Consider the following 14,144-nt stretch of genomic DNA (forward strand, 5'->3'; position numbering starts at 1 on the left):
AGTTATGTTGCAACCTTACGCCTGGCGGCGACAGTTGTGGCGAATGGCGTTTTTTTACGCCCCCTTCGCATTGGTTGGCTGGTTGGTTGATCACCTTGCTCTCTGCCTGCTGGTGGCGGCGGTGTTGCATCTGGGCTGGCACTATCGCTTCCAGAAGCGGCTCTCTGACTGGCTGTGGCACGACCGCAGCCTGGTGCCCCCCAGCGGCAGTGGCAGCTGGGAGTACATCTTCAACGGTATCTACAAGCTGCAGCAGCGTCACCGAGCCCGGCGCCGCGAGCTGGCGGGGCTGATCCGCCGCTTCCGGGAGGGTGCCGAGGCGCTGCCCGATGCCGCCGTAGTGTTTCGCACCGATGGCAGCATCCTCTGGTGTAACCGGCTGGCGGAGCAACTGCTCGGTTTTCGCTGGCCGGAGGATGCCGGCCAGCATATCGGCAACCTCATTCGCAATCCGGCCTTTAACGCCTATCTGGGCAAGGGAGCGTATGACGAGCCCCTCGAGATGCACTCCCCGGTCAACGAGGAGAAGTTTCTCGAGTTTCGCATCATGCCCTACGCCTCGGATCAGGCGATGCTGGTGGTGCGGGATGTCACCCGCTTGCGCAGTCTCGAGAAGACCCGCAAGCACTTCGTTTCCAACGTCTCTCACGAGCTGCGCACCCCGCTGACCGTGCTCAAGGGCTATCTGGAGATGACCGAGGAGCCGCCCCCGCCCGCCATGTGGGCCAAGGCGCATCGGGTGATGATGGAGCAGACTATCCGCATGGATAATCTGGTTAATCAGCTGCTCACCCTCTCCCGTATCGAGGCGGCCCCGACCGTGGATCTCTCCCATCTGGTGGACATGCCTGCCATGCTGGGGCTGCTGGAGCAGGAGGCGCGGGCGCTCTCGGGCGAACGGGCTCACCAGATTGAATTTGTGGTGCAGCCCAATCTGCTGGTGCGCGGGGATCAGGAGCAGCTGCGCAGTGCTGTCTCCAACCTGGTCTACAACGCCATCCACTACACCCCGGCGGGGCGAAAAATTACTGTGGAGTGGCGCAAGCAGGGGGCGATGGCGCTGTTTGCCGTGAGCGATGAAGGGGAGGGGATTGCTCCCGAGCATCTGGCGCGGCTGACCGAGCGGTTCTATCGGGTCGACAAGGCACGCTCGCGCCATACCGGCGGCTCAGGCCTCGGCCTTGCCATCGTCAAGCATGCCCTCAGTCATCACGACTGCCAGCTCGATATCGAGAGCCGGGTCGGCCTTGGCAGCCGCTTCAGCTTTCTCATCCCGAGCCGTATGGTGGTGATTAAATAGTCTTTTATGGCAATGAGTTAGCTGCAAAAAGAGGGCCTTTGAACGGGCCCTCTTTTCATTTGTTCAAATCTGTCGCCATGTCATTAAAGTGTCACATTAAATCCATAAATTTGTCACTGCCAGGTCAGATACTGGCGCCGTCTTAAGAACGGACCTTCTGTAACTTTGGAGAGATTGGATGAAACTCAACAAACTGGCTGGTGTAATCGGATTCACCGCAGCAACCCTGTTTTCTGTCAGCGCCCTGGCTGCCGGTGTGGATAAAGACCTGCCGGATTACACACCGACCAGCGGCATTTCGGGCAACCTGTCCTCTGTCGGCTCTGACACTCTGGCCAACATGATGACCCTGTGGGCCGAAGAATTTAAGCGCTTGTACCCCAACGTCAACGTGCAGATCCAGGCCGCCGGTTCTTCTACCGCCCCGACTGCCCTGACCGAAGGTGTTGCCCAGTTCGGTCCGATGAGCCGTGCCATGAAGGCCGGTGAAGAGGAAGCATTCGAGAAGCGTTACGGCTACAAGCCGACTGCCATCCGCGTTGCAGTCGATGCCCTGGCGGTGTTCGTCAACAAGGACAACCCCATCAAGGGGCTGACCATGCCGCAGATCGACGCCATCTTCTCCAGCACCCTCAAGTGCGGCGAAGCCAAGGCTGCCACCAAGTGGTCTGATCTGGGTCTGGACGGCAACTGGTCCTCTAAGGATCTGCAACTGTTCGGTCGCAACTCCGTATCCGGTACCTACGGTTACTTCAAGGAGCACGCCCTGTGTAACGGCGACTTCAAGAGCGGCGTGAACGAGCAGCCGGGTTCTGCCTCCGTGGTGCAGTCTGTCTCTGCCTCCCTGAACGGCATCGGCTACTCCGGTATCGGTTATGTCACCTCCGGCGTGCGTGCAGTACCGCTCTCCAAAGATGGCAAGACCTTCATCGAAGCGACCTCCGATAACGCCATCACCGGCAAGTATCCGCTGTCACGCTTCCTGTACGTTTACGTGAACAAGCATCCGAACAAGCCGCTCTCCCCGATGGAGCAAGAGTTCGTCAAGATGATGCTCTCCAAAGCAGGCCAGAACATCGTTGCCAAAGATGGCTACGTGCCGGTGCCGGCCAAGGTGGTACAGGCTGACCTGAAAAAGCTGGGTATCATGTAACTGCCCGCAGTCAGCATGCCCTGATAAAACGAGCCCCAAGCGGGCTCGTTTTGTTTTTGGCGGCTGTCAGTTTTGTTAATAGCGCAGGATGGATATTTTTCCGCCAGCCGGGGGCTGGCTCCCTTGCGCAGCCGGGCGGCATTTCCGAGAATAGGGCAACGTTATGGCAAAGGATCCCTTCATGATTGCGTCCCTCACCAAGTTTGGCATGGTAGCCCTCTGTAGTTCCCTGCTGGTCGCCTGCGCCCAGTCGCCGACCGGCCGCAGCCAGATGCTGCTCTACTCTCCCCAGCAGATGAACCAGCTGGGCGCCGACTCCTTCGAGCAGATGAAAAAGCAGGAGAAGGTGAGCAAGGATGCCAAACTCAACGCCTATGTCTCCTGTGTTGCCAAGGCGGTGACCGCCCAGGTGCCGGCCAGCTATGGCATCACCAACTGGGAAGTGGTGGTGTTTGACTCCAAACAGGTCAACGCCTTCGCCCTGCCCGGCGGCAAGATTGGTGTCTACAGCGGTCTGCTCAAGGTGGCCAAGAATCAGGATCAGTTGGCGACAGTCATCGGTCACGAGCTGACTCACGTACTGGCCCAACACTCCAACGAACGACTCTCGCGCAGCCAGCTGGCGGGGATCGGTCTGGCGGCTGCGGACATTGCCATGGGCACCAGCGAGTATCGCGGCGCCACCATGGCCGCCCTTGGCCTCGGGGTCGAGGTGGGGGTGATGTTGCCCTATGGCCGCACTCAGGAGAGCGAAGCGGATCGGCTCGGACTTGAGCTGATGGCGCGCGCCGGATTCAATCCGGCCGAGGCGATCCCCCTGTGGCAAAACATGAGTGCCGCCGCCGGTGGCAACTCCCCGCCGCAACTGCTCTCTACCCACCCGAGCAACGAGAACCGGATCGCCGAGTTGCAGGCGCAACAGGCGCAAGTGCTGCCGCTCTATGAGCAGGCCCGCGCCAACGGTCTGGTGCCCCAATGCAAGGCATAAGCCTGCGCATGGCGCGCAGCGACGATGCCGCCGCCATGACGGTGATGCAGCGAGCCAGCTGGCTCGCTGCCTATGGCCAGGTGCTCGGCGCCGACCTGCTGGAACAGCTCGATGTCACCGCTCATCTGCAGATCTGGCAGAGCCGTCTGGTCGAGCCGGGCCCAAGGCCCATGCTGCTTTGTCTCGATGAGGTGGTGATAGGCCTGCTCTACTGGCAACCACTGCAGGAAGCGGGGCAGAGCCATGCCCTGATCCGCGCTTTTTACCTCCATCCCGACCACTGGCGACAAGGCTATGGCAAACGGCTGTGGCAGGCGGTGGCGATGCAGATGCGCCGCGCCGGTTGCCATAGCGTCAAATTGTGGCTGCTCGATGGCAACCACATCGGCGAGGGGTTCTACCTGCGCCGCGGCTTTGTCTTTGATGGCGAAGAGCGCACCCTGATAAGCCTCGGGCAGCCCTGCCTGCAGCGACAAATGAGCCGTTTGCTCTGATCACTCTCCTGTTTTTCGCCTTCGGTCACTTTATTTTTTTTGCGAATTAATACAATGTCCCCCTTGAAACAGAGTTGGATAAACACGGGCTGACAAGGGAGTGCTGGCATGTATTACGGCTTTGATATCGGTGGCACCAAGATCGCCTTCGCGGTCTATGACGGTGCATTGAACCTCTGCCACGAGGAGCGCATGAGCACCCCGGGCAATGATTATGAGGGGTTGCAGCAGCTGATCCGCTCCCGGGTCGAGCAGGCGGATGCCCGCTTCGGCGCACGGGGCTCGGTCGGCATCGGTTTTCCCGGAGTCATCAACAGCCAGGATCACAGCATAGTGGCGGCCAATCTGCCCTCCATCAATGGTCGCCATCTGGGCGCCGATTTGGCCGAGCTGCTGGAGCGGCCGGTCAAGGTGGATAACGATGCCAACTGCTTCCTCTGGTCCGAAGTGCATCAGGGAGCCGCCGACGGCGCAGGCAGTGCGCTCGGCGTCACCATCGGCACCGGCATCGGCGGCGCCGTCTATCTGGCGGGCAAGCTTATTCAGGGGCGCAACTGGCTGGCTGGCGAGATTGGTCATTACCCCTTGCCCGCGACCATGCTGATGAAGTACCCCGAGTTGCCCCGTCCCCGTTGCGGCTGCGGCCGTCTGGTCTGTTTTGAAACCTATGCCTCCGGCACCGGTCTGGAGCGTCTCTATCACCATTTCCATGGCCAGCGCGCCACGGGTCACCAGATTGTGGGACGCTTCGAGGCCCATGAACCCCATGCGGTCGAGACGGTCGACTGCTGGCTGGAGATCATGGCCGCCGGGCTTGCCACCGCCATTTCGGTGATTGATCCCGAAGTGGTGGTGTTGGGGGGCGGCCTGAGCGGCCTGCCCGCCCTCTATGAACAGCTGCCGCTGCGTCTGCCCGGTCACTTGCTGCCCGGGGTCGCCCTGCCCGAGATCCGCCAGGCCCGCTTCGGCGGCGCCGGTGGTGTGCGCGGCGCAGCCTTGCTCAATCTATGAGATCAGATGTGGGGTCTGATCTCCCCGAAAAAGGAGTCCTCATGACCCATCTTGAAATCTGTATCGACAACCTGGAATCCCTGTTCACCGCCCAGCAATCCGGGGCGGATCGCATCGAGCTCTGCTCTGCGCTGGGTCTGGGCGGCCTGACCCCCTCCTACGGTTTTATGCAGCAGGCAGCCCGCCATGCCAGCGTGCCGGTTTATGCCATGATCCGCCCGCGTGCCGGGGATTTTTGCTTCAATGACGGCGAGTTCGAGATGATGCTGCAAGATATCGCGGCCGCACGTGCTGCGGGGCTGCAAGGGGTGGTGGTCGGTTTGCTGGATGAGGAGGGGCGGGTGCCTGCCGCCAAGCTCAAACAGCTGGTGGATGCAGCAGGATCGTTGGGGGTCACCTTCCATCGCGCCATCGACCTCTCCTCCGACTGGCGCCTCGATCTGGAGACCATAGTTGCTGCCGGTTGCGAGCGCATTCTGAGCTCGGGCCATGCGCCGACCGCGTTGGCTGGGCTGGAAACCCTGCAGGAGATGCAACAGGCGCTGGCGGGGCGTGCCAGCCTGATGCCGGGGGCCGGGGTCAATGCCGACAATGTGCGTACCATCATCGAGTTCACCGGGGTGAGCGAAGTGCATATGTCCGGCATGGGTTGGCGCGGCGGCATGGTGCCCCATGGCGTAAATATGGGCACCTCGGATGATGGCCGGGTCAATATCACCGATGGCGCCAAGGTGGCCGCGGTCAGAGCCTTGCTGGATCGCGGTTAAGCAGATCGCCGCCGTTGGGCGGCGTTCATCCGCATCTTGTGTGAAGTTCCTCCCACTGACGGGGAAATCAGGGGGGCTCCCGGCAGCACCCCGGCCAAAAGTCTGATATTATCCCGCCTCTTTACTACATGGATCTGGAGCAACATCTCAATGTCCCAATACGACTCTATCGAACAGAAGGCCAGCTATGGCATCGGGCGCAACATGGGTGATCAGCTGGCGCAGCAAGCCTTCGCCGGTCTGGATATCCCGGCCCTGCAACAAGGTCTGGCAGATGCCCTGAATGGTCTGGAGTTCGCGGTCAGCCGTGACGATATCAATGATGCCTTCCAGGTGATCACTGCGCGTATGCAAGAAGAGCAGGAAGCCGCCGCAAAGGCCGCTGCTGCTGACGGCGAAGCCTTCCTGGCTGATAACGCCAAGCGCGCTGAAGTGAAGGTGACCGACTCCGGTCTGCAGTACGAAGTGCTGGTAGAAGGCAACGGTGCCGTTCCGGTAGCCGGTCAGTCCGTGCGTGTGCACTACCACGGTACCTTCACCCACGGTGGCGTATTCGACAGCTCCGTCGCTCGCGGCCAGCCGGCTGAATTCCCGGTGACCGGCGTGATTGCTGGCTGGGTTGAAGCGCTGCAGCTGATGCCGGTTGGTTCCAAGTGGAAGCTCTACATCCCCCACGATCTGGCCTACGGTGCCCGTGGCGCGGGCTCCATCCCGCCTTACTCTGCACTGGTATTTGAAGTCGAGCTGCTGGACATCCTGTGATCCTGCTGGCTTGATGCAAACGGCGACCCTCGGGTCGCCGTTTGTTTTTGGGCTATGTGATAGACAGCATTTGTCGCGACCAGCAGGCTGGAGAGCAGAAAAGGGCGGCACTTTTGCGCTTTTTACTGGTTTTTTCAGAAACGGGAACAGGCATACTGCGACTCATTAGAGAGGATAAGGAGAACCCGATGAGCAAGAAGATGAAGAAAGTAGCGGGGCTTGCGCTGTTGCTGATGAGCATTCCGGCCAGTGCTGATGCCATGCGCTGCAAGAACGCCCTGATAACCGAGGGAGACACCACCGCCGAGATGCTGCTCAAGTGCGGTGAGCCGATGTTGCGTGAAGAGCTCAACCGCAACGAGGAGAACCAGTTTGGCAACATGGTACAGGTCAAATATGGTGAACGCTGGACCTACAACTTCGGCAAGAACGAGTTCATGCGCTTTGTGACGGTGCGCAACGGCATCATTACCGATATCGAAAACGGCCCGCGCGGCGAGTAGCCGGCGGGCAAAGCATGGATGCACAACAGACAGTAGGGCAAGACCCTTTGACTCACATGTCCGGCAAGGGGTCGCGGTGACCAAGTTGTCTGACCGCCAGATTGATCTGGCGAGCCAATCTTAGCCGCTGGTGGCAGGTCAGGCCATGGAGGCTGATCCTGCCCGCGTTGAATTCAAATGTCCCCAGCGACTCGATGGCAAAATAGCCTCGATGAAAGCTCTTGATGTAGCGAGCGATCTGCCGTGGGGATAACTGCTTGAATACCTTCATCACACGGTTCCCTGATTGCCTGGACAGGGCACACTATGGTGTTGGTCGATGACACTGATATGACGGTTTATAAAGATTTGCATGAATCCTTATTTTGCCGGTGAGCTCGGCAAATTGACGGCATCATCGAAAAAGTTGTGCCATGGCAAACCACCGCACCGATATACTGCGGGCTTGAATGGAACAAACGAAAGGGCCTGTGCGTGGAATGGGTTGATGTGGTGGACGAGGATAACCGGGTGATTGGCGTGGCCGAGCGAGCCAAGGTGCGGCGAGAGAATCTCTGCCATCGTGCCAGCTATATTCTGGTGCTCGACGACGCGGGTCGGATCCTGGTGCAGCGACGCACCCTCAGCAAGGATTTCTGCCCCGGCATGCTGGATGCCTGCGCCGGTGGCGTGGTCACCACCGGTGAGGAGATGGAGCGCTCCGCCCGGCGCGAGCTGGCCGAAGAGCTGGGGATTATGGATGTTCCACTGCAGGGCTTTGGCAGCTTTTATGCGGAAGGGGAGGGCTATCGGGTCTGGGGTGGCCTCTTCAGTTGCCGTTATCAGGGGCCGCTGCAGTTGCAGGCCGAAGAGGTGAGCGCGGTGCACTGGATGAGCCTGGCCGAGATTGCCGAGCGCGCCAGCGAATTTACCCCCGACTCCCTGCTTGCCATCGCCACCTGGCAGGCGAGGCGCTGACCAATTTCATATATCCTCTTCTCCAGAGACAAGACGGGCAGCCTGATGGCTGCCCGTCTGCCTTTGTGCATTTACTTGGTCTGCTACACCAGCTTGAGGCGCCGGTTGGTGCGCCCGCAAGCGCTCGGTTTTGCGAGCCAGTGCCCTTGCCAGTCGGTGGCCAGACGCAGCAGCGGATACTCCAGATCGAGCCGGGTCACCACCAGCTGGCCGGTCTCGTCGCCACTCACGGGATTGCCGCTGGCGGGATCGATGATTTCGACGATGCAGCTCTCGTTGACGATAAAGCCCTGACCTGGCTGACTCTCGTAGGCCACCACCCCCACATCCTGCCATACCAGACAGTTGAGGGCCGCAATGCCGTGAATGGCGCGCAGCGGCGCGGTTTCGGGATGGGTGGCTTCGCACAATAGGGCGCGGCGCAGCGAGTCGCTCGGGATCTCCGCCGCTTCGGCCGCTTCCAGCAGGTCGAGCAGGGTCACCAGCGGGCCGACATAGCCGGTGGGTTGATAGCGCAGCAGTGCCTCCAGCTGGCGCTGGGTATCATGGGGGCCGCAGGGTACCACTGGAGCCCCCAGCTGGCGGGCGCCGTTATCGAAGATAAAGGCGGTGGGACCAGCATGATAGTCGTGGCCGTTGAGCATTACTTCCCCCGCCTTGAAGCCGGCGGCAAACAGCGCCCGGGCGGCGCCCCACCAGTCTGCCCCGGCATATTCGGGGATGGCCAGCTGACCCGGACAGGAGAAGACCCGCAGCGCCTGACTGGCGGGGCGGCCGGTGAGACCGGCAAAGGGGGGATGAGCTTGCTGAGCGGCAAAGAGCTCTTTGCTGTCGAGCAGTGGCAGGGTGGCCAGCTCTGCCAGGTCCTCGAGGCGGCACTGGCGATAGGCGCTGGAGTAACCGGCGCAATATTGACTGACATGGGTAAGCTGATGATTGAGCTGGTCCAGTTGCTGCTGTTCGCGCATGGCGGAGGGACGAATTTCCAGACCATCGTAATAGTGTTGCATGGGGCCTCCTGGCGCCGTGAAACCAGCTCAAGAGTAGTCTGCCCAAGGGGAAAATGCCTGCCGCTATCCAGGGTCAGGCTCAGAGCCGCTGTTAGGCGGCATCGTCACTCTGGGATAAACTGGCGACTTCCCATCACGACTCAGGACGAGAAATCATGATTGCTGTAGGACAACCCCTGCCTGCGGGCGAATTTACCTTTATCACCGCCGAGGGCAAGCAGCTGCGGGATAGCAAGACGCTGTTCGCCGGTAAAAAAGTGGTGCTGTTTGCGGTACCCGGTGCTTTTACTCCTACCTGCTCCAATGCCCATCTGCCCGGCTATGTGGTGCTGGCCGATCAGTTTATGGCCAAAGGGGTGGATGCCATCTGTTGTCTGTCGGTCAACGACGCTTTCGTGATGTGGGCCTGGCAGACGGCCCAGAATGCCGAGGCGATCACCATGCTGGCGGATGGCGATGGCAGCTGGACTCGGGCGCTGGGTCTGGCCAAGGATACCGGCGCCTTTGGCGGCATCCGCGCCCAGCGCTTTGCGTTGATCGCCAATGATGGTGTGGTCGAGCAGCTGTTTTTGGAGGCGCCGGGCAAGTTCGAGGTCTCCGATGCCGCGAGCCTGCTGGCTGCACTGTGAAATGTTAATCACGGTTTGATTTCCCCTTGAAATGGGAGGTGGCACAGCTACACTGGCGCCACTTTCCCATGGTGCCTGCCCGTTCGGGCTGGCGCTTCGTTGCAGATAACAAGAGATGAAGATCCTATGACCCTGGCTTTTGTTGCCCTGATTGCCGGACTGGCGCTGCTGGTCTGGAGTGCAGACAAGTTTGTCGACGGTGCTGCTGCCACCGCCCGTTATGCGGGGATGCCACCGCTGCTGATCGGCATGGTGATCATCGGTTTTGGTACCTCGGCCCCGGAGATGGTGGTCTCGGCACTGGCTGCGTCCCAGGGCAATCCAGGGTTGGCGCTCGGTAATGCCTATGGCTCCAACATCACCAATATCGCGCTGATCCTGGGTCTGACGGCACTGATCAGCCCTATCGCGGTAGCTTCTCAGGTTGTGCGCAAGGAGATCCCGATCCTGCTCGGTATTACCCTGCTCTCCGGCGCCCTGCTGATGGATGGCCATCTGGGCCGGATGGATGCGGTCATTCTGGGGGCCGTCTTCGTTGCCCTGATGGGCTGGTCCATCTGGGCTGGCATGAATGGCAAGGGAGATGCGCTGGATACCGAGACCGCCGAGGATATCGAGAGCGAGGGGATGTCCCTCAAGAGCGCCATCTTCTGGCTGGTTGTCGGGCTGGTGCTGCTGATCGGCGCTTCCCGTCTGCTGGTCTGGGGGGCGGTGACCATCGCTCAGGCGCTTGGTATCAGCGATCTGGTGATTGGTCTCACCATAGTCGCGGTAGGAACCTCCCTGCCGGAGCTGGCCTCGTCCCTCATCGCCATTCGCAAGAACGAGCATGATCTGGCCCTTGGCAACGTGCTCGGCTCCAACCTGTTCAACACCCTGGCGGTGGTGGGGATTGCGGCGGGCATCCACCCGCTCGATGTAGCGCCGGAGGTGCTCACCCGTGACTGGAGCATCATGATGGGGCTGACCCTGCTGCTGCTGGTGATGTGTCTGGGCCGCAAGGGACAAGGCCGTATCAACCGGTTGGAGGGGGGCGTGCTGCTGACCTGCTTCGTCGCCTACACCGGCTGGCTGCTGACCAGTCAGTTTATCTGATAGGGGTTGGTGAAATGAGAGAGGGGGAAGCGCAAGCTTCCCCCTCTTGTTTTTACCCAGTGAACCTGTTGGCGAGCGGTGTGCTCAGGCTACTGCCACCAGCTTCTGCCCCTTCTGGCTGCTGTCCAGAATGAGGATGCTGGCCTTGGGGAAGAAGTTGAAGGTGGAGGCGGAGGCCCAGGTGTAGGCGCCCATCACCTTGCCAACCACCAACTCGCCGATAGCCAGATCCGGCAGCATGATGCCATCGCGGATCACATCCACGCTGTCGCAGGTCGGGCCGGAGAGCACCGAGTTGTGCTGCTCGCCACTGGCATAAGGCGTGCTCACCGGATAGGTGACGTGGTCATAGAGCTGGCCGTTGTAGCTGCCGTAGAGACCGTCATCCAGGTAGTACCAGATCTTGTCGCCGCGGTGGGCCTTGCCCATCACGCTTGAAACCGAAGTCATGGCCGGCGCGCTGATAAAGCGGCCCGGTTCGGCAATCTTCTGCACGGTAGCGGGCAACTTGGCCAGCGCTTCGCGGATCGGCGCGCAGAAGCCGTCGATATCGAACTCGCCCCCTTCATAATCCACCGGGAAACCGCCGCCGATGTCCAGCACCCAGGGCTTGAGCCCGAGCGCCCAGGCCTGCTCCATGATCTCGCGGCAGGCGTCGATGGCCTGCACATGGCGACGGGCGTGGGGTACCTGGGAGCCGACGTGGAACGACAGCCCCATCACCTTGATCCCCTTGGCGTGGGCCAGTTGCAGCAGCGGCAGCGCCTGCTCCGGAGTGCAGCCGAACTTTTTGGAGAGATCGACCTTGGTCTCGGGGTTGGGGAAGCTGACCCGCAGCAGCAGTTTCACTTCGTCCTTGTAGGGAATGAACTTTTCCAGCTCCAGCGGGTTGTCGTAGACAAACACGGTGCAGCCGAACTCCAGCGCATAACGGATATCGCTGTCGCGCTTGATGGGATGGGTATGAATGCAACGTCCCGGGCGAACCCCCTGACTGCGCACCAGATCCACTTCGCCATTGGTGGCCAGATCGAAACAGGCCCCCTCTTCCTTCAAGACAGAGACCACCGCCTCATGGGGCAGGGGTTTGAGTGCATAGTGCAATCGTACATCGGGCAGGGCGGCGGCCAGGGCCCGATACTGTTTGCGGACGGCTGCCTTGTCGAGCAGCAGCAGGGGGGAGCCGAATTGTTCAACCAGCTGACGGTAATCTTGTGCGACCACATCTTTTGCAACCAGGGTCTCGTTCATTCTCTTTTGGTCATCCTTAGGGGGCGTGATATGCCCAAGCCATATGCGATTGAACCGGCGACGGCCGGGTCAGGCGAGCGGTCCGGTGGGACCAACCGAACACAGTGCATAAATTGATGGCAAAGTGCTTGGTTATGCAGCGGATTATCGGCTTATTGATTCTGTGTGCAAGCATTTTGATTGGATATGTCGGCAAGATTTTCTTGGCGAAACGAGAGGGATCACTGTTCTCTATCCGCCATTTTTCCCGTTTGGGCCACATTTGATCCGTGAGAGCCTAACTTGTTGATAGTTAACTAACATTTAACATTCTTGCCGCGGTTCTGGCGGTCACTAAAAAAATATAAATGGGGGCGGCCAAGTGCGAGACAGCTCACATTTTTTGGATTAACATGCCGACTTCCTAATCCAAACTAGTTCGGATGAAGGTAGCAGGAGAGCGATGGGCAACCATCCACCGAAGAAGTGAATCTTTCAGGTACCGGGCAACCGGTGTGGACTGCTACTGGACGATACTCTGGAGAGACCCGTTAAATCGGGCGCCGAAGGAGCAAGGCACCATGACTACCCGCAAGGGCAGGCTGGCGCCGGAAACTCTCAGGCAAAAGGACAGAGGGGATGGGATGGTTGTACCTGGGCTTGGCCCGCATCCGATCGCCTCTGGCCGATCGCGACACCTATGGGAAGATCATCCTTCTCCTCCTTAATTTCTGTTTCTTAAGGAGGATGCATGTCATCAATTCAATCGGCGTTAACCGCCATCGATAGCTTTATCTGGGGGCCGCCCCTGCTGATCCTGCTGGTCGGGACCGGTATCTATCTCACCCTTCGTCTGGGTCTGCTTCAGGTGGTGCGCTTGCCGCTCGCTCTGCGGCTGGTCTTCGGCCGCGATCAGGGTCAGGGCAAGCAGGGGGATGTCTCCAGCTTCGGCGCCTTGTGCACCGCTCTCTCTGCCACCATTGGCACCGGTAACATCGTCGGGGTGGCTACCGCCATCAAGCTCGGCGGCCCCGGTGCCCTGTTCTGGATGTGGATGGCGGCGCTGTTCGGCATGGCCACCAAGTACGCCGAGTGTCTGCTGGCGGTCAAATATCGCGAGCAGGATGCCAATGGCCAGATGGCGGGTGGCCCCATGTACTATCTGGAGAAGGGGCTCGGCTCCAAGCCGCTCGCCAAGCTGTTTGCCCTATTTGGTATCGGTGTGGCCTTCTTCGGGATCGGTACCTTCCCGCAGGTCAATGCCATCTCCGATGCCATGAGCCTCTCCTTCTCGGTGCCCCGTGAAGCGACCGCCGTGGTGCTGACCCTGATCGTGGCGCTGGTGACCCTGGGGGGGATCAAGTCCATCTCCAGCGTGTCGAGCAAGGTGGTGCCTTTCATGGCCATCTTCTACATCGTCGCCTGTCTGGGCGTGCTGGTGAACAACGCCAGCGCCCTGCCCGATGCCGTCATGCTGGTTATCGAGAGTGCCTTCACCGGCCATGCTGCGACCGGCGGCTTCGTCGGTGCCAGCATCATGCTGGCCATTCAGTCCGGGGTGGCGCGCGGGGTTTTCTCCAACGAATCGGGACTGGGCTCTGCGCCCATCGCGGCGGCGGCGGCCAAGACCGATTCCTGCGTGGAGCAGGGGCTGGTCTCCATGACCGGTACCTTCATCGACACCATCATCATCTGCACCATGACCGGCCTGACCCTGGTGGTCACAGGCGTGTGGAGCGGCGATGCAAGCGGCGCGGCCATGACCAGTCTGGCCTTTGCCCAGGGGCTTGATGCCCATGTTGGCCAGTATCTGGTGAGCATTGGCCTGCTGTTCTTCGCCTTTACCACCATCCTTGGCTGGAACTACTACGGCGAGCGCTGCACCGAGTACCTGTTCGGGGTGAAGGCAATCAAGCCCTATCGTCTGGTCTATCTGGCGCTGGTAGCGAGCGGTGCTTTCCTCCATCTGGACATGATTTGGCTGCTTGCCGATATCGTTAACGGCCTGATGGCGGTGCCCAACCTCATCGGCCTGATTGGCCTGCGCCATGTGGTGATCGCCGAGACCCGCGCCTACTTTAGCCGGGATCTGGATAGCGAAGCAGAACCGGAGCCGCAGACGGCCTGAACGCCTCAACCCGTTTCACGCTCCCCTTGAAAAGAACAAGCCACGACTCCGGTCGTGGCTTTTTTGTGCGCGGCACTATTTCCATGGACTTCCATGGACGGACGTGTTCCCTCTCCC

General features: G+C 60.4%; 15 protein-coding genes and 1 riboswitch. Of the genes, 12 read left to right on the top strand and 3 right to left on the bottom strand.

Annotated elements, in window-relative coordinates:
* Positions 1-4: 4 nt before the first annotated feature.
* The 8 genes from phoR to AB5Z02_RS16100 all read left to right on the top strand — a co-directional run bounded on the left by phoR (position 5) and on the right by AB5Z02_RS16100 (position 6,978).
* Positions 5-1,300 carry a phosphate regulon sensor histidine kinase PhoR gene (phoR, locus tag AB5Z02_RS16065; RefSeq protein ID WP_335830545.1) on the top strand — a complete coding sequence of 432 codons (1,296 nt, stop codon included), beginning with the start codon at positions 5-7 and terminating at the stop codon, positions 1,298-1,300.
* 178 nt (positions 1,301-1,478) lie between these two features.
* Positions 1,479-2,453 (top strand): PstS family phosphate ABC transporter substrate-binding protein, encoded by a 975-nt coding sequence (locus AB5Z02_RS16070; RefSeq protein WP_005338411.1) that lies wholly within the window; start codon positions 1,479-1,481, stop codon positions 2,451-2,453.
* Between the two features lie 181 nt (positions 2,454-2,634).
* Positions 2,635-3,441 carry a M48 family metallopeptidase gene (locus AB5Z02_RS16075; protein ID WP_100654279.1) on the top strand — a complete coding sequence of 269 codons (807 nt, stop codon included), beginning with the start codon at positions 2,635-2,637 and terminating at the stop codon, positions 3,439-3,441.
* Positions 3,429-3,935 carry an N-acetyltransferase family protein gene (locus AB5Z02_RS16080; protein ID WP_368216458.1) on the top strand — a complete coding sequence of 169 codons (507 nt, stop codon included), beginning with the start codon at positions 3,429-3,431 and terminating at the stop codon, positions 3,933-3,935. The genes AB5Z02_RS16075 and AB5Z02_RS16080 overlap by 13 nt, the downstream gene beginning before the upstream one ends.
* 108 nt (positions 3,936-4,043) lie before the next feature.
* Entirely contained in the window at positions 4,044-4,946 is a 903-nt protein-coding gene (locus AB5Z02_RS16085; protein ID WP_005343908.1) for an ROK family protein, read from the top strand.
* A gap of 41 nt (positions 4,947-4,987) precedes the next feature.
* The gene (locus tag AB5Z02_RS16090; RefSeq protein WP_368216459.1) at positions 4,988-5,713 is read left to right on the top strand and encodes a copper homeostasis protein CutC; all 726 of its coding nucleotides are present in this window, start codon (positions 4,988-4,990) and stop codon (positions 5,711-5,713) included.
* 150 nt (positions 5,714-5,863) lie between these two features.
* Positions 5,864-6,475: an FKBP-type peptidyl-prolyl cis-trans isomerase gene (locus AB5Z02_RS16095; RefSeq protein ID WP_005338405.1), complete on the top strand. Its 612-nt coding sequence runs from the start codon at positions 5,864-5,866 to the stop codon at positions 6,473-6,475.
* Between the two features lie 188 nt (positions 6,476-6,663).
* Entirely contained in the window at positions 6,664-6,978 is a 315-nt protein-coding gene (locus AB5Z02_RS16100) for a DUF2845 domain-containing protein (RefSeq protein WP_213386777.1), read from the top strand.
* A gap of 52 nt (positions 6,979-7,030) precedes the next feature.
* Here the strand turns inward: AB5Z02_RS16100 and AB5Z02_RS16105 are convergent, their stop codons facing one another.
* On the bottom strand, positions 7,031-7,249 hold the full coding sequence (locus AB5Z02_RS16105) for a DUF1107 family protein (RefSeq protein WP_005358887.1): 219 nt from the start codon (positions 7,247-7,249) through the stop codon (positions 7,031-7,033).
* Between the two features lie 203 nt (positions 7,250-7,452).
* Here AB5Z02_RS16105 and yfcD point away from each other — a divergent pair, with 203 nt between their 5' ends.
* On the top strand, positions 7,453-7,935 hold the full coding sequence (gene yfcD / locus AB5Z02_RS16110) for an NUDIX hydrolase YfcD (RefSeq protein WP_368216461.1): 483 nt from the start codon (positions 7,453-7,455) through the stop codon (positions 7,933-7,935).
* A gap of 83 nt (positions 7,936-8,018) precedes the next feature.
* Here yfcD and AB5Z02_RS16115 read toward each other — a convergent pair whose 3' ends face one another.
* A complete protein-coding gene (locus tag AB5Z02_RS16115; protein WP_201986916.1) occupies positions 8,019-8,945 on the bottom strand; it encodes a phenylacetate--CoA ligase family protein in 927 nt (308 codons plus the stop codon).
* Positions 8,946-9,100: 155 nt separating this feature from the next.
* Between AB5Z02_RS16115 and AB5Z02_RS16120 the strand changes: the two genes are divergently transcribed.
* Together AB5Z02_RS16120 and AB5Z02_RS16125 are read left to right on the top strand one after the other, a co-directional pair.
* The gene (locus tag AB5Z02_RS16120) at positions 9,101-9,574 is read left to right on the top strand and encodes a peroxiredoxin (protein ID WP_368216463.1); all 474 of its coding nucleotides are present in this window, start codon (positions 9,101-9,103) and stop codon (positions 9,572-9,574) included.
* A 126-nt stretch (positions 9,575-9,700) separates the two neighbouring features.
* The gene (locus tag AB5Z02_RS16125) at positions 9,701-10,669 is read left to right on the top strand and encodes a calcium/sodium antiporter (protein ID WP_043818872.1); all 969 of its coding nucleotides are present in this window, start codon (positions 9,701-9,703) and stop codon (positions 10,667-10,669) included.
* A gap of 84 nt (positions 10,670-10,753) precedes the next feature.
* Here the strand turns inward: AB5Z02_RS16125 and AB5Z02_RS16130 are convergent, their stop codons facing one another.
* A complete protein-coding gene (locus AB5Z02_RS16130; protein ID WP_043818871.1) occupies positions 10,754-11,920 on the bottom strand; it encodes a type III PLP-dependent enzyme in 1,167 nt (388 codons plus the stop codon).
* Positions 11,921-12,427: 507 nt separating this feature from the next.
* A riboswitch (glycine riboswitch) is annotated at positions 12,428-12,543 on the top strand.
* Between the two features lie 107 nt (positions 12,544-12,650).
* Between AB5Z02_RS16130 and AB5Z02_RS16135 the strand changes: the two genes are divergently transcribed.
* The gene (locus AB5Z02_RS16135) at positions 12,651-14,027 is read left to right on the top strand and encodes a sodium:alanine symporter family protein (RefSeq protein ID WP_005338391.1); all 1,377 of its coding nucleotides are present in this window, start codon (positions 12,651-12,653) and stop codon (positions 14,025-14,027) included.
* Positions 14,028-14,144: the final 117 nt, after the last annotated feature.

Origin of the sequence: Aeromonas sp. R2-3, assembly GCF_040908375.1 — a bacterium.
In the GTDB taxonomy this organism is placed as follows: domain Bacteria; phylum Pseudomonadota; class Gammaproteobacteria; order Enterobacterales; family Aeromonadaceae; genus Aeromonas; species Aeromonas veronii.